The organism is Amycolatopsis sp. cmx-4-83, from assembly GCF_046548815.1.
Taxonomy (GTDB): Bacteria; Actinomycetota; Actinomycetes; order Mycobacteriales; family Pseudonocardiaceae; genus Amycolatopsis; species Amycolatopsis pretoriensis_A.
The window spans coordinates 412,510-434,468 of record NZ_JAEBEF010000007.1 but is presented as its reverse complement, the minus strand read 5'-3'; the positions used below and the strand labels follow the sequence as shown (position 1 = coordinate 434,468).

The window sequence follows — 21,959 nt, the reverse complement described above, 5'->3', positions numbered from 1 at the left end:
AGGGTGCCCTTCACGGCAACGGGATCAGGCGCCCGCGGCGGCCTTCAGCGCCTCGGCGCGGGCCGTGCTCTCCCAGGGGAGGCCCAGCTCGGGACGGCCGAAGTGGCCGTACGCCGCGGTCGGGGCGTAGATCGGGCGCAGCAGGTCGAGGTCGCGGATGATCGCCGCCGGCCGGAGGTCGAAGACCTCGGTGATGGCCTGCTGGATCTTCGACGGGTCGACCGTCTCGGTCCCGAACGTCTCGACGAACAGGCCGACCGGGGCCGCCTTGCCGATCGCGTACGCGACCTGGACCTCGGTGCGCGACGCCAGCCCGGCGGCGACGACGTTCTTGGCCACCCAGCGCATCGCGTACGCGGCGGAGCGGTCGACCTTGGACGGGTCCTTGCCGGAGAACGCGCCACCACCGTGGCGGGCCATGCCGCCGTAGGTGTCGACGATGATCTTGCGGCCGGTCAGGCCGGCGTCGCCCATCGGGCCGCCGATGACGAACCGGCCGGTCGGGTTGACCAGCAGGCGCGCGCTCGCCGTGTCGATGCCCAGGCCTTCGAGCTCGGGACCGACCACGTGCTCCTTGACGTCGACGCTGAGCATCCGCTCGAGGTCGATGCCGTCGGCGTGCTGCGAGGACACGACGACCGTGTCGAGGCGGACCGGCTGGTCGCCGGCGTACTCGATGGTCACCTGGGTCTTGCCGTCCGGGCGCAGGTACGGCAGCACGCCGTCCTTGCGGACCGCGGTCAGGCGCTTGGAGAGCCGGTGGGCCAGCGCGATCGGCAGCGGCATCAGCTCGGGGGTGTCCGAGCAGGCGTAGCCGAACATCAGGCCCTGGTCGCCGGCGCCCTGGCGGTTGATCTCGTCCTCGTCGGACTCGACCCGCGACTCGTACGCGGTGTCGACGCCCTGGGCGATGTCGGGCGACTGCGAGCCGATCGCGACGTTGACGCCGCAGGAGTTGCCGTCGAACCCCTTGGCGGAGGAGTCGTAGCCGATCTTCAGGATGACGTCGCGGACGATCGTGGGGATGTCGGCGTAGGCCTCGGTCGTCACCTCGCCGGCCACGTGCACCTGGCCGGTGGTGATCAGGGTCTCGACCGCGACGCGGCTGCGCGGGTCCTTCGACAGGAGACCGTCGAGGATCGAGTCGCTGATGGCGTCGCAAATCTTGTCGGGGTGCCCTTCGGTCACCGACTCCGAGGTGAACAATCTGCTGCTAGACGCGGTCACGGTGGCCGTCACTTCCTCACCTAGACGTCGGATGCCCGGAAAGTTAGGCACCCCTTACCAGTGCAAGCGTACTGACTATCGCTCTAGGGACGGTCAACGCTTCATGAAGCTCACAACAGCGTCCCACACCATGGACGCCAGTTCCGCTTTCTGCACAAGAGGTAGGGGTTTTTCAGTGGAATCGGCCCCTAGGAGCCAGCCCGAGTTGTCCTCGGTGCCGAACGCCTTGCCGTCGCCGACCGCGTTGACGACCAGCAGGTCGGCACCCTTGCGCTTGAGCTTCGCACGGGCGTGGTCGAGGACGCTGCCGTGCTCGTCGCCGGTTTCCGCGGCGAACCCGACGACGACCTGGCCGGGACGCCGGTTCTGCACCAGTTCGGCCAGGATGTCCGCGTTGCGGTCCAGCGTGATGACCGGGTCCGGCTGGTCGTCGGACTTCTTGATCTTGACGTCGGCCCGGTTCGCGGGCCGGAAGTCGGCGACCGCGGCGGCCATCACGACGACGTCCGCGGAGTGGGACGCGGCGTGCACCGCCTGCCGCAGCTCCTCGGCGGTCGACACGTGCTGCACGGTCGCGCCCGCCGGGTCCGGCAGCGCGACGGTGTGCGCGGTGACCAGGGTGACGTCGGCGCCGCGCTGGGCGGCGACGCGGGCCAGCGCGTAGCCCTGCTTGCCCGACGAGCGGTTGCCCAGGTAGCGGACCGGGTCGAGCGGCTCGCGCGTGCCGCCCGCGGACACCACGACGCGGACCCCTTCGAGGTCGCGCGGGAGGGCGTCGGGGCGGGCCAGCAGCAGCTTGGCGAGGTCGACGATCTCGGCCGGGTTCGCCAGCCGGCCCTTGCCGGTGTCGACGCCGGTCAGCCGGCCCGCATCGGGCTCGGTGACGATCGTGCCGCGCGAGCGCAGCAGAGCGACGTTGGCGCGGGTCGCGGGGTGCTCCCACATCTCCGTGTGCATCGCCGGGAAGAAGGCGACCGGGCACCGGGCGGTGAGCAGGGTGTTCGTCAGCAGGTCGTCCGCGAGGCCGTGCGCGGCCTTGGCGAGCAGGTTCGCCGTGGCCGGGACGACCAGGACGAGGTCGGCTTCCTTGCCGACGCGGACGTGCTGCACCTCGGGGACCTCGGTGAACACGCCGGTGTGCACCGGGTGCCCCGAGAGGGCCTCGAAGGTCGCCGCGCCGACGAAGTTCAGCGCGGCTTCGGTGGGGACCACGCGGACGTCGTGACCGGATTCGGTCAGCCCGCGCAGCACCTCACAGGCCTTGTAGGCGGCGATGCCGCCGCCCACGCCCAGCACGACGCGGGGTTTACTCACCCTCGGTGTGCTCGAGCAGGCCGCCGTGGATCTCGCGCAGCGCGATCGAGAGCGGCTTCTCGCGCGGGCCCGGCTCGACGAGCGGGCCGACGTACTCGAGGAGACCCTCGCCCAGCTGGGCGTAGTAGTCGTTGATCTGGCGGGCGCGCTTGGCCGAGTAGATCACCAGCGCGTACTTCGAGCTGACCTTTTCGAGCAGGTCGTCGATCGGGGGGTTGGTGATGCCCTCGAGCTCTTCGGTCAAGGCTACCTGGCTGGTCACGCGTGGTGCTCCGCATCTTCGGAAGACTGATCGGTTATCAAGTTTAGCAAGTGCTCCGCGGCCTCCCGCACGTCGGCGTTGACAACGCGGTGGTCGAACTCCCCCGCGGCCGCCAGTTCGCGCTCCGCTTCGGCCAGCCGGGCCTGCACGGCGGCCTCGTTTTCGGTGCCGCGCCCGGTGAGCCTGCCGACCAGTTCTTCCCAGGACGGCGGCATCAGCATCACCAGCCGGGCCTCCGGCATCGCCGCGCGGACCTGCCGGGCGCCCTGAAGCTCGATCTCCAGGATCGCCGGGCGGCCCTCGGCGAGGGCCTTCTCGACCGGTTCGCGGGGGGTTCCGTAGCAGTTGCCGGTGAACTCGGCCCACTCCAGGAGCCTGCCTTCGGCGACCATCGCGTCGAACTCGGCGCGGTCGACGAAGTGGTAGTGCGCGCCCTCGACTTCGCCGGGGCGGGGCTTGCGCGTGGTCACCGAGACGCTGAAGTAGAGATCGGGCTCCAGCTTCCGCAGCTCGCCCACCACACTCGACTTCCCGACCCCCGAAGGCCCCGATACGACGGTGAGCCGGTGCCGGGGGAGGTCCCCCGTCACCGGCTCACTGCCGCGGTCGGCGCCCCGGTTCACCGGGTAGTCACGACCGGCGCCGTTCACTCGCCGCTGAACTCGGCCAGCAGCGCCTTGCGCTGCCGGTCGCCGAGGCCGCGGAGGCGACGGCTGGGGGCGATCTCCAGTCGTTCCATGGTCTGCTGCGCGCGGACCTTGCCGACGCCCGGGAGGGCCTCGAGCAGAGCCGAAACCTTCATCTTGCCGAGGACTTCGTTCTCCTCGGCCTGCTTCAGCACGTCGACCAGAGTGGTACCGCCCCGCTTCAGCCGCTCCTTCAGCTCAGCACGGATCTTGCGAGCAGCGGCGGCCTTCTCCAGCGCCGCAGCGCGCTGTTCCTCTGTCAGCTGGGGAAGTGCCACGTTTTCCTCCGGTAGTTCTCAAATCTGGGTGGGTGACGCGACGGTACCCACCCGTGAGCACCGGCCACAATGCGGGGGTGCCTGGTGGGACCCGGTTCCTGGCCCTGCTATTGGCCGTTTTCCTGCGGGTCGGCCAGCACTTCGGCGACCCGTTCGACCGCTTGGCGCAAAGCCTGTTGCTCCGGACCGTGCTTCAGGATGTCGCGGGACGACGCGGGCAGCACACCCGGCAGCGACGGGCCGAAAAGGGCCTTCAAATCGGCCGCAGTGGCTCCCTGGGCCCCGAAACCGGGTGCCAGCACCGGACCGTTCAGCCGCGAGAGATCGAGTTCCCCCGGCGAAACGGTGGCTCCGACGACCACGCCGACATCGCCGAGCGGTTCCGCTCCGTCGTTGAGCACCGCCACGGAGTCGACGATCGCCTGCGCCACCGTGCGCCCGTCCGGCAGCTTCGCGTTCTGCACCGAAGCCGCTTCGGGGTTCGAAGTTCGCGCAAGCACGAAGATGCCGCGCCCCGCCGAGACCGCCGTGGCGGCGCACTGCTCCAGCGAGCCGAACCCGAGGTACGGCGAAACGGTGATGGCGTCGGCCGCGATCGCGGCGCCGTCGGCCACGTATGCCGCGGTGTACGCCGCCATCGTGGAGCCGATGTCGCCGCGCTTGACGTCCAAGAGCACCAGCGCGCCCGCGTCCCGGGCGGTTTCCACCACCCGTTCCAGTACGCGGACACCCGCGGCCCCGAAACTTTCGAAGAACGCCGACTGCGGCTTCACGATCGCCGTGCGGGCCGCCAGCACCTCCGTGGCGGACAGCGCGAACCGTTCCAGGCCCGAAGCGTCCACCGGGAGCCCCCAGGCCTCGAGGAGGCCCGGGTGGGGGTCGATGCCGGCGCACAGCGGGCCGCGGGCCGCGACGGCCTTGGCCAGCCGCGCCCCGAACCGCTCCCCCGCCGTCACGACTTCGCCTTCAGCGCCGCCTGCAGCTCCTGCAGCGACTTGACCCCGATGTCGCCCCGGATGAGCGCCTCGATGCCGTGCACGGCCGCCGCGGCGCCCTGCACGGTCGTCACGCACGGGATGTCGCGCGACACCGCGGCGGTGCGGATTTCGTAGCCGTCGACGCGCGGACCGCTGTTGCCGTACGGGGTGTTGATCACCATGTCGACTTCGCCCGCGAGGATGACGTCCACGATGTTCGGCTCGGCTTCGGTCGAGCCCTCGTAGTGCTTGCGCACCACGGTGCACGCGACCCCGTTGCGCCGCAGCACTTCCGCGGTGCCGGACGTGGCGAGGATCTCGAACCCGAGGTCCGCCAGCCGCTTCACCGGGAACACCAGCGAGCGCTTGTCGCGGTTGGCGACCGAGACGAACACGCGCCCGGACGTCGGCAGCGAGCCGTACGCGCCGCTCTGCGACTTGGCGAACGCCTTGCCGAAGGAGACGTCGACGCCCATCACCTCGCCGGTGGACTTCATCTCCGGGCCCAGCAAGGAATCCACGCCGTGGCCCTCGGGGGTGCGGAAGCGGTGGAAGGGCAGGACCGCTTCCTTGACCGCGACCGGTGAGTCGGCGGGCATCTGCCCGCCGTCGCCCTCGGCCGGGAGGACCCCGCTGCGGCGCAGGTCCTTGATCGTCGAGCCGGTCATGACGAGCGCGGCCGCCTTCGCCAGCGGCACCGCCGTCGCCTTGGACACGAACGGCACGGTCCGCGACGCGCGCGGGTTGGCCTCCAGGACGTACAGAACGTCGTCCTTGAGCGCGTACTGGACGTTCAGGAGCCCGCGGACGCCGACGCCCCGGGCGATCGCCTCGGTGGAGCGGCGGACGGCCTGCAGGTCGGTGTGCCCGAGCGTGATCGGCGGCAGCGCGCACGAAGAGTCACCGGAGTGGATCCCGGCTTCCTCGATGTGCTCCATGACGCCGCCGAGGTAGAGCTCCTCGCCGTCGAACAGCGCGTCGACGTCGATTTCGATGGCGTCGTCGAGGAAGCGGTCGACGAGCACCGGGTGCTCGGGGGTGATCTCCGTGGCTCGGCCGATGTAGCCGGCCAGGGTCTCCTCGTCGTAGACGATCTCCATGCCGCGCCCGCCGAGGACGTACGACGGCCGGACGAGCACCGGGTAGCCGATCTCGTCGGCGATCCGCTTGGCGCCCTCGAAGGACGTCGCCGTGCCGTAGCGCGGCGCGGGCAGGCCGGCGTCGGTGAGCACCTCGCCGAACGCGCCGCGGTCCTCGGCCAGGTGGATGGCCTCGGGCGGCGTCCCGACCACCGGGACACCGGCGTCGGCGAGCTTCTTCGCCAGCCCCAGCGGGGTCTGCCCGCCGAGCTGGACGATGACGCCGGCGACCGTGCCGGACGCCTGCTCGGCGTGCACGACCTCGAGGACGTCCTCGAAGGACAGCGGCTCGAAGTACAGCCGGTCCGAGGTGTCGTAGTCGGTGGACACGGTTTCCGGGTTGCAGTTGACCATGACGGCCTCGAACCCGGCCTCCCGCAACGCGATCGCCGCGTGCACGCAGGAGTAGTCGAACTCGATGCCCTGGCCGATCCGGTTCGGGCCCGAGCCGAGGATGAGCACCTTCGGCTTGTCGCTCTGCGCGGCCACTTCGGACGGTGCGTCGGGGTCGGACTCGTAGGCCGAGTAGTGGTACGGCGTCTTGGCGGCGAACTCGGCCGCGCAGGTGTCGACGGTCTTGAACACCGGCCGCACGCCGAGGCGGTGCCGCAGCGCGCGGACGCCGTCCTCGCCGGCCAGTTCCGGCCGCAGCGCGGCGATCTGGCGGTCCGACAGCCCGGTGCGCTTGGCGCGGCGCAGCAGGTCGCCGTCGAGGACGGGTGCGTCGCGCACCTCGGCGCCGACCTCGCCGATGAGGGCGATCTGGTCGACGAACCACGGGTCGATGCCGCTCGCTTCGTGCACCTGCTGGACGCTGGCACCCAGCCGCAGCGCGCGTTCCACTTCGTACAGCCGGCCTTCGTGCGGCGTGCGCAGCGAGTCCAAAGTGGACTCCACGGTGGCGCCTTCGGGGTCGGGCAGCGTCCAGAAGCCGGTCGCCTTGGTCTCGATCGACCGCATCGCCTTGCCGAGCGCCTCGGGGAAGCTGCGCCCGAACGACATCGCCTCGCCGACGCTCTTCATCGTGGTGGTCAGCGTCGGGTCCGCGCCCGGGAACTTCTCGAAGGCGAACCGCGGGATCTTCACGACGACGTAGTCCAAAGTGGGCTCGAACGCCGCCGGCGTCTCGCCGGTGATGTCGTTCTGGATCTCGTCGAGGGTGTAGCCGATGGCGAGCTTCGCGGCGATCTTGGCGATCGGGAAGCCGGTGGCCTTGGAGGCGAGGGCGCTGCTCCGCGACACCCGCGGGTTCATCTCGATGACGACCATCCGGCCGTCTTCGGGGTTGATCGCGAACTGGATGTTGCAGCCACCGGTGTCGACGCCGACCTCGCGCAGCACGGCGATGCCGACGTCGCGCATCACCTGGTACTCGCGGTCGGTGAGCGTCATGGTCGGCGCCACGGTGACCGAGTCGCCGGTGTGCACGCCCATCGCGTCGACGTTTTCGATTGAGCAGACGACCACGACGTTGTCGTGCTTGTCGCGCATCAGCTCGAGCTCGTACTCCTTCCAGCCGAGCACGCTCTCCTCGATGAGCACCTCGGTGACCGGGGATTCGGTGAGCCCGGTGGAGGCGAGCCGCTCGAGGTCTTCGGGCGTGTGCGCCATGCCGGACCCGAGCCCGCCCATGGTGAAGCTCGGCCGGATCACCACGGGGAGCCCCAGCTCCTTGACGGTGTCGCGGACCTCGTCCATGTCGTGGCAGACGCGGGAGCGCGGGACCTCGGCGCCGATGGTGCGCACGATGTCCTTGAACTTCTGCCGGTCCTCGCCGCGCTGGATGGCGTCGATGTCGGCGCCGATCAGCTCGACGCCGTACTTGTCGAGCACGCCGCGCTCGTGCAGGGCGACGGCGCAGTTGAGCGCGGTCTGCCCCCCGAGGGTGGCGAGGATCGCGTCGGGCCGTTCGGCGGCGATGACCTTCTCGACGAAGTCCGGCGTGACCGGCTCGATGTAGGTCGCGTCGGCGAACTCGGGGTCGGTCATGATGGTGGCCGGGTTCGAGTTCACCAGGGAAACGCGCAGGCCTTCGCTGCGCAGCACCCGGCAGGCCTGGGTCCCGGAGTAGTCGAACTCCGCGGCCTGCCCGATCACGATCGGCCCGGAGCCGATCACCAGCACGTGCTGGATGTCCGTCCTCTTCGGCATCAGTTTCCTTCTTTCACCAGGCGCCGCAAGCCGTCGCGGAAGACCTGGAAGCTTTTGGATCGGTTGTTCTCGATGTCCATGTGGGGCGCGATCGCTTCGGCCGCTGCCACCTTCGGCAGGCGATCCCGGAGGTATCCCTTGGATCGCAGAAGATCCTCCAGAGCGCGTGACGCCTTACCGGTGTCGTCGGGATCGCGGTAGCGTGCTTGTTTGCCCAGGTCCTTCGGCACTTTGTCGTATGCCGCGCACAGAGCAGGGACGTCGCCGAGGAACCAGGACTCCAGTTCGTCGATCACCACGCGGTGCAGAATGAACTCGGACGGAAGTCCCGCCTCCTCGCCGACCTCGACCAGGTGGCGCTTGAGCTCCCGGCAGTCTTCGGTGTCCCGGTCGACGAGCACGACGACCCGGAGCGCTTCCCAGGAAATCCGGGCCGCGAACCCTCGCAGAATTCCGGGCAACCGCTTGAGCAGGTCCTGCTTGCCCTGAAAGCGCCGGACGGCGAAGGACACGTCCTCACCGACGATCTTCGGAACCAACGTCTTCAACGCTGCTTCCGCCGATTGCTCTTCCACCAGGATCTCGACGTGGATCACCGGGGCCGCCCCGGCCCGTCGAGGGGATCACCGAGGCCGAAGAACCCCTCGGTCCAGAGACTTCCCAGCAGGCCTCCGCTGTCGACCATGGCCATCAGCTGAGGGATGTCCGCCGCTCGCCTGGCCCGGGCGAAGCCGGACTCGTCACGGAACAGCATCCAGACCTCGTCGGGATGCAGAGCATCGACGAACTCGGGGGCGTGCGTGGCGATCATGACCTGACCAGCCGCCTCCGCGCGCCGCGCATCTTCGGCGAGCCGGTAGTGCAGTTTCGGGTGGACCTGCTTCTCCGGCTCCTCGACCAGCAGCACCGAAGTGTCGGACCGGAGCGAGACCAAATAGCCGAGCAGTTGCAGCGTTCCGTCGGAGATGTTGTCCGGTGGGACGAGCTCCTCCGAACCCTGCTCGCGCAGGCGGATGATCCAGGCTCCGTCGCCCTGGCGCTGAGGCTCGATGTCATCGAAACCCGGCACATACCTCCGCAGCGAAGTCCGGGTGTCCGCCCACTTGCGGGGGGACCCGTCGCGGAGGTGGCGGACGACAGCGCCAAGGTTCTGACCATCCGGCTTGAGCCTGGGTGTCTTTTCGTCCTTCGCGCCGTTGCGCATCGCGTCGAGACTCAAATCCGAGAGGCCGATTCCGGTCGCAAATCGGTGGAATCTACGGATTTCGGCGTCACTGGCGAGCTGGCTGACCACACTCACGCCGAGGAGGTCGGAACCCGACAGCTCGATCAGTTCCCACGCGCTAGCACGAGCGACTCCGCCCGCTCCGCGCTGGAAGTGCAGGAGATCGTAAGGAGCCTCGGCGCCCTCTGGCTGCCAAGTCAGCTTCTCCTCCGCCACCACCGGCTCGTCATCATTGTGCTCGATGACAAGCCGGTACACACCAACTGCGTTCACGATGCGACAGGTCAGTTCGATCTCGACCGGCCCGGTCGCACCGTGGGTGACGATGTCAGCCGCTCCCCCGCGCCGGTCCCACGCCGGGCGCAGCCCGATGCGAAGCGACTCAGCGAGGAAGTCCAGCGCGTCGAAAACCGTCGACTTGCCACTCCCGTTCGGCCCGAGCAGCGCCGTCACCGGCGTCAGACCGTGCAGCTCGACGTCCCGGAGCACCCGGTAGTTCCGGATCCGGAGCCGCTCGATGCCGGTCGTGAGGGTCACGACCGCTTCTCCATGAGCGAAACGAAATCGTCGAACAGGGGGGCCGCGTCGTGCGGGCCGGCCGCGGCTTCGGGGTGGTACTGGACCGAGAACGCCGGGACGTCGAACGCCCGCAGGCCCTCGACCGCGCCGTCGTTCGCGCAGTAGTGGCTGACCTGGGCCGCGCCGAAGGGTGACTCGAAGCGCTGCCCCGGCTCGCCTTCGAGGGCGAAGCCGTGGTTCTGCGCCGTGATCGCCACGGACTTCGTGGCGACGTCGATCACCGGGATGTTGATGCCGCGGTGGCCGTAGCGCATCTTGTACGTCCCGAGGCCGAGGGCGCGGCCGAGGACCTGGTTGCCGAAGCAGATGCCGAACAGCGGGATCTCGCGGCCCAGGACCTGCTTGGTCAGCTCGGTGGCGTGCGTCGTCGTGGCCGGGTCGCCCGGGCCGTTGGACAGGAACACGCCGTCCGGCTCGATCGCCAGCAGCTCGTCCAAAGTCGACGTCGAAGGCAGCACGTGCACCTCGATGCCGCGCTTGACCATCTGCCGCGGGGTGTTGGACTTGATGCCCAGGTCCAGCGCGACCACGCGGAAGCGAACATCTCCGGACGGCGAGACCACGTACGGCTTCGGCGTGGTGACCTGGCCGGCCAGGTCGGCGCCCGCCATCTTCGGGCCGGCGAGCACCGAAGCGACCATCTCGTCGACCGTGCCCAGCGCGTCGCCGGAGAAGACCCCGGCGCGCATCGCGCCGGCCTCGCGCAGGTGGCGCGTCAGCGACCGCGTGTCGACCTCGGCGATGCCGACCACGCCCTGACGGACCAGTTCCTCGTCCAGCGTGCGCTTCGAGCGCCAGTTGGACGGCGTGCGGGCCGGGTCGCGCACGACGTAGCCGTTGACCCAGATCTTCGAGGACTCGTCGTCCTCGTCGTTCCAGCCGGTGTTGCCGATCTGCGGCGCGGTCTGCACCACGATCTGCCCGTGGTAGGAGGGGTCGGTCAGCGTCTCCTGGTAGCCGGTCATGCCGGTGCAGAACACCGCCTCGCCGAGGGTCCGCCCCCGCGCGCCGTAGGCAGCGCCGCGGAACACCCGGCCGTCTTCGAGCACCAGTGCGGCCTGAGCGCGCGCGTTCACTGGGCACCTCCCTTGATCTTGAGCTGTTCGATCCACTGTGGATAGTCGTCGAGGTCGTCGCCGCGGAAGCCGGTGTCGACCTCGGTTTCGCCGGCCCGCCAGGTGAGGACGAGCAGCGCGTCCGTGCCCATCACCTTCCCGGCGATCTTCGCGTCGCGCCGGACCCCGGTGACCGCGTCGCGCGGGATCCAGAAGTCGGGCGCGCCGCCGCGTTCGACCGCGACGCCGGCGTCGTGCAGCCGCAGGACCGCGCCGGTGCGCAGGCCCGCGCCGCGGGTGACGACCCGGTTCTGCCACTCCCCCGCGAACGTCGTGGCGACGTAGACGCCGGTGGACTCCAGCAGGACGTCACCCGGCTCGTCGGGAATGACGGGGAACGGCGGCACCTGCACGCTCTGCGCGCGCGCCTTGCGCCGCCAGCCCACGTACATGCCCCACAGGCAGAGCAGGAAGAAGACGGCGATCGCCAGCACCAGCCAAAGGCGTTCCATCAGCAGACCTTCCCGTCCCGCGCCGTCAGCCGCCCGCGCAGCAGCGTCGCGGTCACCACACCGGGGAGCCGCATTCCCTCGTACGGGGTGTTGGCGGCGATGCTGGCCAGCTCCGCGCCCCGGACCGTCCACTCGGCGTCCGGGTCGACCAGCGTCAGGTTCGCCGGCTCGCCGACCTCGATCGGGCGGCCCTGGCCGGCCAGGTTCCCGATCTCGGCGGGCCGCTCGCTCATGACGCGGGCGACGCCGCGCCAGTCGAGCAGCCCGGTGCGGACCATGGTCTCGGCCACGATGGACAGTGCGGTCTGCAGCCCGAGCATGCCCGGCCGGGCCGCGCTCCACTCGGTGTCCTTGTCCTGCACGGCGTGCGGCGCGTGGTCGGTGGCGACGCAGTCGATGGTCCCGTCGGCCAGCGCCGCCCGCAGCCGCGCGGTGTCTGATTGGGTGCGCAGCGGCGGGTTCACCTTGTTGACCGGGTCGTAGGTGGCCAGGCGCTCGTCGGTCAGCAGCAGGTGGTGCGGCGTGACCTCGGCCGACACCTTCGTGCCGCGGTCCTTCGCCCAGCGCAGCACGTCCGCGGTGCCCGAAGTGGACACGTGGCAGACGTGCAGCCGCGCGTTCGCGTGCCGCGCCAGGAGGCAGTCTCGGGCCACGATGGACTCTTCCGCCGCGGCGGGCCAGCCGGTGTAGCCGAGCCGGGCCGCGCGCTCGCCTTCGTGCGCCTGGGCGCCGACGGTCAGCCGCGGCTCTTCGGCGTGCTGCGCGATGACGACGTCGAGCGCGGTCGAGTACTCCAGCGCCCGGCGCATGAGCAGCGGGTCGGCGACGCAGAGGCCGTCGTCGGAGAAGACCTTCACCCGCGCCTGCGAGTTCGCCATCGTGCCCAGCTCGGCGAGCTTCTCGCCCTTGAGCCCGACGGTGACCGCGCCGACCGGGTGGACGTCGACCAGGCCGACCTCCTGCCCGCGCCGCCACACGTGGTCGACGATCACGGCGTTGTCGGCGACCGGGTCGGTGTTGGCCATGGCGAACACGGCGGTGTAGCCGCCGAGCGCCGCCGCGGCCGAGCCGGTCTCGATCGTCTCGGTGTCTTCGCGGCCCGGTTCGCGCAGGTGGGTGTGCAGGTCGACGAAGCCGGGCAGCAGCACCTGCCCGCCCGCTTCGACGATTTCGGCGTCTTCGGGGACGTCGACGACGCCGATCGCGGTGATCACGCCGTCCTCGATCAGGACGTCGACCGGGTCACCCTCCCCGTAGGGGCGGGCGCCCTTGATCAGGGTGCTCACGCGGCGGCTCCTTCACTGGCCAGCAGGTGGTAGAGGACCGCCATGCGCACGTGGACGCCGTTGCGGACCTGTTCGGTGATGGCCGAGGCCGGGGAGTCGGCGACCGCGCTCGCGATCTCCATCCCGCGCAGCATCGGGCCGGGGTGCAGGACGACCGCGTGCCCGGGCAGCAGCTTCTGCCGCTTTTCCGAGAGGCCGTAGGCGATCGAATACTCGCGCGCGCTCGGGAAGAACCCGCCGTGCATCCGTTCCGCCTGGACCCGCAGCATCATGACCGCGTCGACGGCGGGCAACTCGGCGTCCAGATCGTGCGAGACGGCCACCGGAAGGCTTTCCACCCCGTAAGGCAGCAACGTCGGCGGCGCGACGAGCACCACCTCGGCGCCGAGCGCGGAGAGCAGGTGGATGTTCGAGCGGGCGACGCGGCTGTGCAGGACGTCCCCGACGATCGCGATCCGGCGGTCCTTCAGCGAACCCAAGCGCTCCCGCAGGGTCGCCGCGTCGAGCAGCGCCTGCGTCGGGTGCTCGTGGGTGCCGTCACCGGCGTTGACCACCGACGTGCCGGGCTCGGCCAGCCACTCCGAGAGCCGCTGGGCGGCGCCGCTGGCGGGGTGCCGGACGATCACGCAGTCGGCGCCCGCGGCGGCCAGCGTCAACGCCGTGTCCCGCAGGGATTCGCCCTTGTTGACCGAGGAGCTGGACGCGGAGACGTTGATCACGTCGGCGCTCATCCACTTCCCGGCGATCTCGAACGAGACCCGCGTGCGCGTCGAGTTTTCGTAGAACAAGGTGATCACCGTGCGGCCGCGCAGCGTCGGCAGCTTCTTGACCTCGCGGCCGAGCAGCGTGTGCTTCAGCTCGTCGGCGGTGTCGAGCACGGCGGTGGCCAGCGCCGGGTCCAGCCCGTCGGTGGCGAGCAGGTGCTTCAAGACTCTTCTCCCGGTGCTTCCGCCGCGGCGCGGAGCAGCACCGCGTCGCGGCCGTCGATCTCGGCCAGCAGGACGGACACGCCCTCGGTGCGCGCGGTCGGCACGTTCTTGCCCACGTAGTCGGCGCGGATCGGCAGCTCGCGGTGACCGCGGTCGACCAGCACGGCCAGCTGCACCGCGCGGGGGCGGCCGTGATCACGGAGGGCATCGAGCGCGGCGCGGATGGTGCGGCCGGAGAAGAGGACGTCGTCGACCAGGATCACCACCCGGTCGTCGATGCCGTCGGCGGGCAGCTGCGTCTGTTCGAGCGCGCGCGGCGGGCGGCGGCGGAGGTCGTCCCGGTAGAGGGTGACGTCGAGGGCGCCGGTCGGCGGGCGGACCCCGGAGAACTCGCCGATCTTGTCGGCCAGCCGGACGGCGAGCGGGCTGCCGCGGGACGGGATCCCGAGCAACACGGGCGGGGTAGTGCTCTCCGCACCGTTCGCGGTCTTTTCGATGACCTGATGGGCCATTCGGGCGATCGTGCGCGCGACATCGCCGGCCGTCAGGAGCTCGCGCTCCCCGGCCGAACCAGCCGCGCCACGCGGACGTGACGACACTTCGGACTCCTTCCCCGCCTCACCGGACGGGTCCTTAAAGGACGTCTGTTCCCCTGCTGGTCGGGGCTTTCGCACCGACAGTAGCAGGCACTTTGCTCAGTCTTCCGGGTGGTGTGGCGTGATTCGCGGCAAGCTTCTGCTTGACCTGGTGACAACAATGCGTAACCATTACTCTGAGTATTCGACTCAGCGAGTCCCCTGGACCGGTCACCTCGACCGGTCGGGGGGTGAAGAACGGAGAACGACCAGATGGGCGATTACGCCAAGGCGCTCGGGGCCAAGCTCCGCGGGATCCGCCAGCAGCAGGGCCTGTCCCTGCACGGGGTCGAGCAGAAGTCCGGTGGGCGCTGGAAGGCCGTCGTCGTCGGCTCGTACGAGCGTGGCGACCGTGCCGTCACCGTGCAGAAGCTGGCCGAGCTGGCCGACTTCTACGGTGTGCCGGTGGTCGAGCTGCTGCCCGAGGGCCGGGTCCCCTCCGGTGCCGAGCCCGCCACCAAGATCGTGATCAACCTCGAACGCCTGCAGCAGCTGCCGGCCGAAAAGGTCGGCCCGCTGGCCCGCTACGCGGCGACGATCCAGAGCCAGCGCGGCGACTACAACGGCAAGGTGCTTTCGATCCGCACCGAGGACCTGCGGTCCCTGGCGATCATCTACGACATGACCCCGGGCGAGCTCACCGAGCAGCTCATCGACTGGGGCGTGCTCCCGCCGGAGGCGCGTCCCTCCAAGGAAGACTGATCGCAGGTGTCGCTGTGCCGTCAGGGCTCGTTCGGGGACGAGCCCTGCTCGCGGAGAGCGCGAGCCGCATCGCACTCGCCGTGTCTTGCGGGGGCGCGGCCCCCACACCCCGCCCGGGGGCACGCACCCGGACCCCCGGTCCGTGGTCACCTCTGACCGGAACCGCCTGACCGGGGGGCCAGGCGGGGTCTAGAGAACGGCGCGCAGGCGGTCGGCGATGGTGCCGATCCGGCCCAGCACGCCGTTGACGAACCGCGGCGAGTCGTCCGTGGAAAGTTCCTTCGCCAGGCCGACGGCCTCGTCGATCGCGACCGGGTCCGGCACGTCCTCGGCCCAGAGCAGCTCGTAGACACCGACCCGCAGCACCGCGAGGTCGACCTTCGGCATCCGCTCCAGAGTCCAGCCCTGCGCGTGCTCGGCCAGCAGCTCGTCGATCGCCGCCCGGCGGGCGGTGACCCCCTCGACCAGGTCGATCGTGTAGTCCCCGATCGGGTCGACCTCGGTCGCTCCGACGCGGTCGGCCAGCAGCGTCACCGCGTCGGCGTCCCGCTGTGAGGCCTCGTACAGCATTTCCACCGCGCGACGGCGCGCCTGCCTGCGGCTGATCGCGCCGCCGCGGTTCGGGTGGGGTTTCGAAGTCGGCATCAGCTGGAGACGCGGCCCAGGTAACGGCCGTCACGCGTGTCGACCTTGATCTTCTCGCCGGTCGACAGGAACAGCGGGACCTGGATCTCCGCGCCGGTCTCCAGCGTCGCCGGCTTGGTGCCGCCGGTCGAGCGGTCGCCCTGCAGGCCCGGGTCGGTGTGCTGGATGACGATCTCGACCGAGGTCGGGAGCTCGACGTAGAGCGCCTCGTTCTCGTGCACCGCGACCTGGACCTCGGTGTTCTCGAGCATGTAGTTGGCGTTGTCGCCGACGACCGCCGCGAGCACGGTGATCTGGTCGTAGGTGTCGCCGTCCATGAACACGAAGTCCTGGCCGTCCTTGTACAGGTAGGTCATGTTCCGGCGGTCCACCGTGGCCGTCTCGACCTTCGTGCCCGCGTTGAACGTCTTGTCGACCACCTTGCCGGTGAGCACGTGCTTGAGCGTCGTGCGCACGAAGGCGCCGCCCTTGCCCGGCTTGACGTGCTGGAACGCGGTGACGGTCCACAGCTGGCCCTCGAGGTTGAGGACGAGCCCGTTCTTCAGGTCGTTGGTCGTGGCCACGAGCTTGCAGTCTCCTGTGTCTTCGGGTTCGGGGCCGCTGTCAGACGACCACGAGGTTCTTGGTGCTCAGGGTGAGGAGTTCGGGCTCCCCAGCCCGCACGACGAGCGTGTCCTCGATGCGCACGCCACCGCGCCCCGCGAGGTAGACGCCGGGCTCGACGGTGACCGCCATACCGGCGGACAGTGTACCGACGCCCGTCGCGGCGAAGCTCGGTGCCTCGTGGATCTGCAGGCCGACGCCGTGCCCGAGGCCGTGCGCGAAGTGCTCGCCGTGCCCCGCGTCCGCGATCACCCGGCGCGCGGCGGCGTCCACTTCGGACACTTCGGCGCCCGGCACGACGGCGTCGACACCGGCCGCCTGCGCCGCGTGGACGAGGTCGTAGACCTCCCGCTGCCAGTCCGCGGGCTCGCCGAGGACGAACGTGCGGGTCATGTCGGAGTGGTAGCCGTCGACGGTGGCGCCGAAGTCCAGCTTGACGAAGTCACCGCGCTCGAGCTCGGCGTGCGTCGGCTGGTGGTGCGGGATGGCCGAGTGCGCGCCGGCGGCGACGATGGAGGCGAAGCTGAGCGCCTCCGAGCCGTGCTCCAGCATCCGGTTCTCCAGGTCACGGGCGATTTCCAGCTCGGTCCGCCCGGGCCGGAGGCCACCCGCGGCGACCAGGTCGGCCAGCGCCCGGTCGGCGGCGGCGCACGCCTGGCGCAGCGCCTCGATCTCGGCTTCGTCCTTGACCACGCGCAGCTGTTCGACCAGGCCGGGCGTCCGCTGGAGCTCGACGCGCTGCCGGAGCGCCTCGTACTGCTCGACACTGACGTGCTGGCTCTCGAACCCGACCCGCGAGTAGGTCTTGGGGTCCTTCGCCGCCTTCGCGACGAGGGCGGCGGCACTGGCCCGGTCGACGACGGTTTCGAGGTCGGGCACCTCCCCGGCGGCCTGCGTGGTGTAGCGGCCGTCGGTGCAGAAGAGGGTCCGCGCGTCCCCGCCCGCGTGCACCAGCACGGCGGCGTTCGACCCGGTGAACCCGGTCAGGTAGCGGATGTTCAGCAGATCGGTGACCAGCAGGGCGTCCACACCGGCTCCGGTCAGGAGCCCGCGCAGCGCCGCGCGACGTCGTTCATGGGTATCCGGCACGCGTCCCACCCTAGTTGCCCGGCCGTCAGGTGACTGGCCAGTAGGCCGCCTACACTCCGCAGGATGAGCGCCTGGGTGATTCGCGGACTCGGGATGGCGGTGCTGCACGGCGCGGCCATCACCCTCCTCGCCAAGTACGCCGTCTACCACCCGACGGACCAGACGCTGGTGGTCTCCCTCGCCCTGGCGGTCCTGGTCGGCGCGGCGGCGCTGTGGAGCGCGCTGGACGCATGGCGGGGCCTCCCCGACCGCGGCCGGGTGTGGTTCATCGCGGCGCTGGTCACGGGCCCGGTGGCGGGGATCCTGTACGTGATCGGCCGGGCGGTGTTCGTCGACCAGACGGGGGTGTCGGAACTCGGCGGCGCGTTGACCGGCGGGGCGGCGTTTTCGGCGTTGCTGGTGCTGATCCCGGCCGGCCTGGGGCTGTTCGTCGGCGGCCGGATCGGGCGTTCCCAGCCCCCGTCCGAGGACGGCGTGAGCTCCTAGCCCACCAGCGAGCGGCCCTTCGGGTAGCCGTCCCACTCGGCGGCGGTGATTGCGCGCGCGGCCGAGCCGTTGTTGCCGACGATGCCGCCGTCCGGGACCCGCCAGCGCTTCTTGTCGTCGAGCACGAACGCGAAGCCCTTGCCCGGCGCCTGCACGGCCTCCGCCCCCGAGCGCAGCCGCGCGGCGAGGGGAAGCGCCGTCACCGCCGCGGGCGCCTTGTCCAGGACCTCACCGGCCAGCGCCACCGCCACGGCGCGGCGGTCCACCCGGACCCGCACCCCCGCGCGGACCAGGTCCATCGTCCGCTCCGGCGACGGCATCGTGACGCCGTCGAAGGTCGCCGCCGTCCGGCCGGGGTCGCCGCACGCCTGGCTGCCCAGCAGGTCGAGCCCGAAGTGGCGCAGGTCGGTCGGGGCACCGCCGTTGGTGGTCGCGCGGACGACGTCGAACGGCACCCGCTCGCACGGGTCGGCCGACGACAGCGGCGCGTGCCCGTCGGCCCGGCGCACCAGCCCGGGCCCTTCCTTCCACGGCCCGGGGATCAGCACCGGCCGGAAGGGGTTCTCGGTGAAGTCCGGCGTCCAGAACGTGAGGGTCGTGCCGCCGTCGGTCTCGTGCGCGACGACGAACGCGTCCAGCGCGCCCACCCACATCAGGTCCGCGCTGAACCCGTCGACGATCGACCGCCCGCGCGGCGCCGCCGTCGACGTCACCGGCACGAACCCGCCGACGTCCAGCGCCTGCACCCCGGACCCGAACGCCGGATCGGCCGAGCGCAGCACGAACTGCCCGGCCCCGTTCCACCCCGCGGCGCGGCCGGTGGTGTCGGTGAACATCAGGTAGAACCAGCCGTCGAGGTAGACGACGGACGGCTGGCCGGCCCCGTAGACGTTCGCGCGGTGCACGTCGTGCGACGGCCCGAGGATCGGTTTCCCGCCCGCGGCGCGCGTCCAGTGCACGCCGTCGGGGCTGGTCGCGAGGCCGATGGCGTTGCCGAGCGCGTGCTCGCCCGCCGCACCGGTGTAGTAGAGGTAGTAGGTCGAGCCGACGCGCAGCACGGACGGGTCGCAGGTGTGCATGCCGTCGAACTGCCCGGGCGCCCCGGAGAAGACGGCCGCGGGGATCCCGCCACCCGGTCCGGTGAACGGCCCGTCCATGGATTGCGCCTGCGCGTAGAGGATGTCGTCGCCCGCGGGCCCGGCCCCGCCGTACTGGCTGCACCACCACATCCGCGTCTGCCCCCGATCGAGCATCACGGTGGGCCCGTAGTTGTAGACGGCATCCGCGCCCCCGGCGGCGATCACACCCCCGCTTTGCCGCGGTTCCCCGGAAGCGAGCGCGACATCGGCGGGCCGCGGCGCGCTCCGGCCACCCGCGATGGCGGGCTGCTCCCCGGCGGCCTGCGGCTGGGCGTAACCCTCGGTGCAGCCCGCGACCAGCAGCCCGGCCAGCACACTGGCGAGCAAGGCACGAGCGGGTCGCCGACCCCCACGACGAAACGGGCGCACGACATCGGAGTGTAGCGAGAGTGGCCCCGTACGAGTGAGGACGCTCCCGCTCGACGGTCCCCCGATCGCGAGGGGCTGGGGCCCGGAAGAGGCTGGGGTGATCGAGATCCGGCTACTGGGCGTCACCCTCGACGGTGGTCGGTGGCGCTGCCAGCCGCTTCGGGACCTGGGTCCCGCGAACGCGCAGCGAGGGGCCCGCCCCGCGGATAGCCGCCGCCCGGTTACTTCTCCGGTGGGGAGCCCTCCGACGCGACCAGCTCCACCTCGAAGCCGGACTCGTTCTCGAGGTAGGCCGCGTAGTGGGCGGGGCCGCCCGCGTGGGGGTAGCGGTCCGCGAACAGCGGGCGCCAGCCGTGGTCGGGTGCGCGGGTTGTCAGCGCGTCGACCTCGGTGCGGGTGGCCACGTGGAGCGCCAGGTGGTTCAGGCCCGGCCGGGTGCGTTCGTGGTTCGTCGCGCTCAGCGCCGGTGAGGCCTCCACCACCAGGTACGTCCCGCCGAGGCGCCAGCTGACGCCCGCGGGCCAGCGCTGGAACTCCCGCCAGCCCAGCTCGCCCAGCAGCCAGCCCCAGCTTCGCTCCGCTTCGGCGAGGTCCGGGACCCACAGCTCGATGTGGTGCGGCCGTCCGTGGGCGGTGGGCAGGGTGACCAGGACCCGGTGGAGGTCGCCGTAGTGGATGCCGGAGCCGACGTCCAGGAAGCCCAGGCGCGCGGCCACTTTGCGGCTCGCCGCGTTGTTTTCGTGCACCAGTGCCCAGATCGCCGGGAGGCCGAGCACGCCCAGGCCGTGGTCGAGCACCGCCTGGGCGGCCTCGGTCGCCAGGCCCTGGCCGGCGTGGGCGCTCGCCACGTAGTAGCCCAGTTCGGGCACGCCGCCGGGCAGCTCACTCGACGGGCGCAGGTGCGCGACACCGATCACCTCGCCGTCGCGCTCGATCGCCCAGTGGCCCTGGCCGGCCGGGCCGCGGTAGGTCAGGCGGCGGTCGACCATCGCGCTCGCCGACGCCGGGTCCGAGAAGTCCGCCGCGAAGAAGCGGCTCATCTCCGGGTCGGAGAAGACCTTCACGACGGCTTCGCGGTCGGCCTCGACCAGCTGCCGCAGCGTCAGCCGCGACGTGGTCAACGTCGGCAGCGTCATCCCGGGTGGGCGGCGAGCCAGCGCAGGGCGAGCGGGTAGCCGTCGACGCCGAGGCCCGCGATCACCGCGGTCGCGATGTCCGAAAGCACGCTGTGGTGCCGGAACGCCTCCCGCTTGTGCACGTTCGAGATGTGCAGCTCGATCAGCGGGGCGGACAGCTGCGCGGCGGCGTCGCGCACCGCGATCGAGTAGTGCGTCCACGCGCCCGCGTTGAGCACCACCGGATGACCGCCGTCCGCGGCTTCGTGCAGCCAGCCGACCATTTCGCCTTCGTGGTCGGTCTGGCGGACCTCGACCTCGATCCCCAGCTCCTCGCCGGTCGCGACGCACAGCGCGGCGAGGTCGTCGTGGGTGGTCGAGCCGTAGACCGACGGCTCGCGCTTGCCGAGCCGGCCCAGGTTGGGGCCGTTGAACACGAACGCCTTCACAGGAGGATGCTCCCGCCGCTCTTCGGTGCGTCCGCCGCGATCGCCGAGTACGCGGCCGCCAGCAGCGACGGGTCCGGGCCCTCGAGCCGGCCGGGCTTGGCGAGGTCGTCGAGGACGACGAACCGCAGCACCCCGGACCGGGTTTTCTTGTCGCCCTTCATGGTTTCCAGCAGCTGCGGCAGCGCGTCGGCGTCGTACGTCGTCGGCAGGCCGATCAGCTTCAGCACCGACGCGTGGCGCTCGGCCGTCGCGTCGTCGAGGCGCCCGGCCAGGCGCGCCAGCTCGGCGGCGAACACCAGCCCGACGCTCACCGCGGCGCCGTGGCGCCACCGGTACCGCTCGCGGCGCTCGATGGCGTGGCCGAGGGTGTGGCCGTAGTTGAGGATCTCCCGCAGGTCGGACTCGCGCAGGTCCGCCGCGACGACGTCGGCCTTCACCTGGATCGAGCGGCGGACCAGCTCGGCCAGCACGTCGCCGCTCGCGTCGAGCGCCGCGGCCGGGCCGGCCTCGATCAGCTCGAGGATCCGCGGGTCGGCGATGAAGCCGGTCTTCACGACCTCGGCCATGCCGGCGACGAGCTCGTTCGGCGGCAGCGTCTCCAGCGTCGCGAGGTCGACGAACACCGCGCTCGGCTCGTGGAACACCCCGACCAGGTTCTTGCCGGCCTCGGTGTTGATGCCGGTCTTGCCGCCGACCGCCGCGTCGACCATGCCCAGCAGCGTGGTCGGCACGTTGATCAGCCGGACGCCGCGCATCCACGTGCCCGCGACGAACCCGGCGAGGTCGGTGACGGCGCCGCCGCCGAGCCCGACCACGACCCCGCGGCGGTCCAGCCCGATCCGGCCGAGCACCTCCCAGCAGAAGCTCGCGACGGTCAGCGCCTTGCCGTCCTCGGCGTCCGGGATCTCGACGCGGTGCGCGTCCAGGCCCGCCGCGATCAGCTCCTCGCGGATCGCCTCGGCCGTGGTCGTCAGCGTGGGCGGGTGGATCAGCGCGATCTTCGAGGCGTCGGCCAGCTGCGCGGTCAGGTCGCCGAGCAGGCCGCGGCCGACCACGACGTCGTACGGGTGGGCGGTGGCGACGGGGATGCGCACCGGATCGGACACG

At 71.1% G+C, this 21,959-nt stretch carries 23 protein-coding genes; 2 read left to right on the top strand and 21 right to left on the bottom strand.

All coding sequences use genetic code 11. The annotated features are described in order from the left end of the window. Window positions 1-24 precede the first annotated feature (24 nt). From metK to pyrR, 14 genes are all read right to left on the bottom strand, one after another. On the bottom strand, window positions 25-1,227 hold the full coding sequence (metK, locus tag ACLJQM_RS23650) for a methionine adenosyltransferase (RefSeq protein ID WP_247025206.1): 1,203 nt from the start codon (window positions 1,225-1,227) through the stop codon (window positions 25-27). Between the two features lie 93 nt (window positions 1,228-1,320). Then, complete coding sequence (coaBC, locus tag ACLJQM_RS23645; protein WP_247011631.1) at window positions 1,321-2,541, bottom strand: bifunctional phosphopantothenoylcysteine decarboxylase/phosphopantothenate--cysteine ligase CoaBC; 1,221 nt, start codon at window positions 2,539-2,541, stop codon at window positions 1,321-1,323. After that, the gene (gene rpoZ, locus ACLJQM_RS23640; protein WP_072480291.1) at window positions 2,534-2,803 is read right to left on the bottom strand and encodes a DNA-directed RNA polymerase subunit omega; all 270 of its coding nucleotides are present in this window, start codon (window positions 2,801-2,803) and stop codon (window positions 2,534-2,536) included. The genes coaBC and rpoZ overlap by 8 nt, the downstream gene beginning before the upstream one ends. Next, a complete protein-coding gene (gene gmk / locus ACLJQM_RS23635; RefSeq protein ID WP_247011633.1) occupies window positions 2,800-3,453 on the bottom strand; it encodes a guanylate kinase in 654 nt (217 codons plus the stop codon). Before gmk ends, rpoZ begins: the two co-directional genes overlap by 4 nt. Next, the gene (gene mihF, locus ACLJQM_RS23630; protein WP_013224622.1) at window positions 3,450-3,767 is read right to left on the bottom strand and encodes an integration host factor, actinobacterial type; all 318 of its coding nucleotides are present in this window, start codon (window positions 3,765-3,767) and stop codon (window positions 3,450-3,452) included. The genes gmk and mihF overlap by 4 nt, the downstream gene beginning before the upstream one ends. 107 nt (window positions 3,768-3,874) lie before the next feature. Further along, a complete protein-coding gene (pyrF, locus tag ACLJQM_RS23625) occupies window positions 3,875-4,723 on the bottom strand; it encodes an orotidine-5'-phosphate decarboxylase (protein WP_360773508.1) in 849 nt (282 codons plus the stop codon). Continuing rightward, window positions 4,720-8,034: a carbamoyl-phosphate synthase large subunit gene (gene carB / locus ACLJQM_RS23620; protein ID WP_360773511.1), complete on the bottom strand. Its 3,315-nt coding sequence runs from the start codon at window positions 8,032-8,034 to the stop codon at window positions 4,720-4,722. The genes pyrF and carB overlap by 4 nt, the downstream gene beginning before the upstream one ends. Then, on the bottom strand, window positions 8,034-8,630 hold the full coding sequence (locus tag ACLJQM_RS23615) for a DUF4276 family protein (RefSeq protein ID WP_360773513.1): 597 nt from the start codon (window positions 8,628-8,630) through the stop codon (window positions 8,034-8,036). Before ACLJQM_RS23615 ends, carB begins: the two co-directional genes overlap by 1 nt. Continuing rightward, complete coding sequence (locus ACLJQM_RS23610) at window positions 8,627-9,796, bottom strand: AAA family ATPase (protein ID WP_410632786.1); 1,170 nt, start codon at window positions 9,794-9,796, stop codon at window positions 8,627-8,629. Before ACLJQM_RS23610 ends, ACLJQM_RS23615 begins: the two co-directional genes overlap by 4 nt. Continuing rightward, window positions 9,793-10,914: a glutamine-hydrolyzing carbamoyl-phosphate synthase small subunit gene (gene carA / locus ACLJQM_RS23605; RefSeq protein ID WP_247011644.1), complete on the bottom strand. Its 1,122-nt coding sequence runs from the start codon at window positions 10,912-10,914 to the stop codon at window positions 9,793-9,795. The genes ACLJQM_RS23610 and carA overlap by 4 nt, the downstream gene beginning before the upstream one ends. Continuing rightward, window positions 10,911-11,405 (bottom strand): transporter, encoded by a 495-nt coding sequence (locus ACLJQM_RS23600; protein ID WP_410632785.1) that lies wholly within the window; start codon window positions 11,403-11,405, stop codon window positions 10,911-10,913. Before ACLJQM_RS23600 ends, carA begins: the two co-directional genes overlap by 4 nt. After that, window positions 11,405-12,691 carry a dihydroorotase gene (locus tag ACLJQM_RS23595; protein ID WP_410632784.1) on the bottom strand — a complete coding sequence of 429 codons (1,287 nt, stop codon included), beginning with the start codon at window positions 12,689-12,691 and terminating at the stop codon, window positions 11,405-11,407. The genes ACLJQM_RS23600 and ACLJQM_RS23595 overlap by 1 nt, the downstream gene beginning before the upstream one ends. Then, the gene (locus ACLJQM_RS23590; RefSeq protein WP_410632783.1) at window positions 12,688-13,620 is read right to left on the bottom strand and encodes an aspartate carbamoyltransferase catalytic subunit; all 933 of its coding nucleotides are present in this window, start codon (window positions 13,618-13,620) and stop codon (window positions 12,688-12,690) included. Before ACLJQM_RS23590 ends, ACLJQM_RS23595 begins: the two co-directional genes overlap by 4 nt. Then, window positions 13,617-14,219 (bottom strand): bifunctional pyr operon transcriptional regulator/uracil phosphoribosyltransferase PyrR, encoded by a 603-nt coding sequence (gene pyrR / locus ACLJQM_RS23585; protein ID WP_247011650.1) that lies wholly within the window; start codon window positions 14,217-14,219, stop codon window positions 13,617-13,619. Before pyrR ends, ACLJQM_RS23590 begins: the two co-directional genes overlap by 4 nt. Window positions 14,220-14,468: 249 nt before the next feature. Between pyrR and ACLJQM_RS23580 the strand changes: the two genes are divergently transcribed. Next, a complete protein-coding gene (locus ACLJQM_RS23580) occupies window positions 14,469-14,957 on the top strand; it encodes a transcriptional regulator (RefSeq protein ID WP_003096372.1) in 489 nt (162 codons plus the stop codon). 189 nt (window positions 14,958-15,146) lie between these two features. Here the strand turns inward: ACLJQM_RS23580 and nusB are convergent, their stop codons facing one another. From nusB to ACLJQM_RS23565, 3 genes are read right to left on the bottom strand one after another with little or no spacing between them, the layout of a single operon-like run. Next, window positions 15,147-15,602: a transcription antitermination factor NusB gene (gene nusB, locus ACLJQM_RS23575; protein WP_247011652.1), complete on the bottom strand. Its 456-nt coding sequence runs from the start codon at window positions 15,600-15,602 to the stop codon at window positions 15,147-15,149. Continuing rightward, the gene (efp, locus tag ACLJQM_RS23570; protein WP_155542394.1) at window positions 15,602-16,165 is read right to left on the bottom strand and encodes an elongation factor P; all 564 of its coding nucleotides are present in this window, start codon (window positions 16,163-16,165) and stop codon (window positions 15,602-15,604) included. The genes nusB and efp overlap by 1 nt, the downstream gene beginning before the upstream one ends. Window positions 16,166-16,205: 40 nt before the next feature. Next, the gene (locus ACLJQM_RS23565) at window positions 16,206-17,294 is read right to left on the bottom strand and encodes a M24 family metallopeptidase (RefSeq protein ID WP_360767401.1); all 1,089 of its coding nucleotides are present in this window, start codon (window positions 17,292-17,294) and stop codon (window positions 16,206-16,208) included. A gap of 63 nt (window positions 17,295-17,357) precedes the next feature. Here ACLJQM_RS23565 and ACLJQM_RS23560 point away from each other — a divergent pair, with 63 nt between their 5' ends. Beyond that, window positions 17,358-17,780 carry a B-4DMT family transporter gene (locus ACLJQM_RS23560; protein ID WP_360767398.1) on the top strand — a complete coding sequence of 141 codons (423 nt, stop codon included), beginning with the start codon at window positions 17,358-17,360 and terminating at the stop codon, window positions 17,778-17,780. Here ACLJQM_RS23560 and ACLJQM_RS23555 read toward each other — a convergent pair. The 4 genes from ACLJQM_RS23555 to aroB all read right to left on the bottom strand — a co-directional run bounded on the left by ACLJQM_RS23555 (window position 17,777) and on the right by aroB (window position 21,958). After that, on the bottom strand, window positions 17,777-19,246 hold the full coding sequence (locus ACLJQM_RS23555) for a beta-xylosidase (protein ID WP_360767395.1): 1,470 nt from the start codon (window positions 19,244-19,246) through the stop codon (window positions 17,777-17,779). The genes ACLJQM_RS23560 and ACLJQM_RS23555 overlap by 4 nt on opposite strands. 263 nt (window positions 19,247-19,509) lie before the next feature. Beyond that, complete coding sequence (locus tag ACLJQM_RS23550) at window positions 19,510-20,424, bottom strand: GNAT family N-acetyltransferase (RefSeq protein WP_410632782.1); 915 nt, start codon at window positions 20,422-20,424, stop codon at window positions 19,510-19,512. Next, window positions 20,421-20,852 carry a type II 3-dehydroquinate dehydratase gene (aroQ, locus tag ACLJQM_RS23545; RefSeq protein WP_247011660.1) on the bottom strand — a complete coding sequence of 144 codons (432 nt, stop codon included), beginning with the start codon at window positions 20,850-20,852 and terminating at the stop codon, window positions 20,421-20,423. Before aroQ ends, ACLJQM_RS23550 begins: the two co-directional genes overlap by 4 nt. Continuing rightward, a complete protein-coding gene (gene aroB, locus ACLJQM_RS23540; protein ID WP_410632781.1) occupies window positions 20,849-21,958 on the bottom strand; it encodes a 3-dehydroquinate synthase in 1,110 nt (369 codons plus the stop codon). The genes aroQ and aroB overlap by 4 nt, the downstream gene beginning before the upstream one ends. Window position 21,959 lies beyond the last annotated feature (1 nt).

Coding starts and splice junctions, on each gene's coding strand:
- carB (WP_360773511.1), bottom strand. CDS start 8,034: ATGCCGAAGAGGACGGACATCCAGCACGTGCTGGTGATCGGCTCCGGG.
- ACLJQM_RS23600 (WP_410632785.1), bottom strand. CDS start 11,405: ATGGAACGCCTTTGGCTGGTGCTGGCGATCGCCGTCTTCTTCCTGCTC.
- ACLJQM_RS23580 (WP_003096372.1), top strand. CDS start 14,469: ATGGGCGATTACGCCAAGGCGCTCGGGGCCAAGCTCCGCGGGATCCGC.
- nusB (WP_247011652.1), bottom strand. CDS start 15,602: ATGCCGACTTCGAAACCCCACCCGAACCGCGGCGGCGCGATCAGCCGC.
- ACLJQM_RS23560 (WP_360767398.1), top strand. CDS start 17,358: ATGAGCGCCTGGGTGATTCGCGGACTCGGGATGGCGGTGCTGCACGGC.
- ACLJQM_RS23550 (WP_410632782.1), bottom strand. CDS start 20,424: ATGACGCTGCCGACGTTGACCACGTCGCGGCTGACGCTGCGGCAGCTG.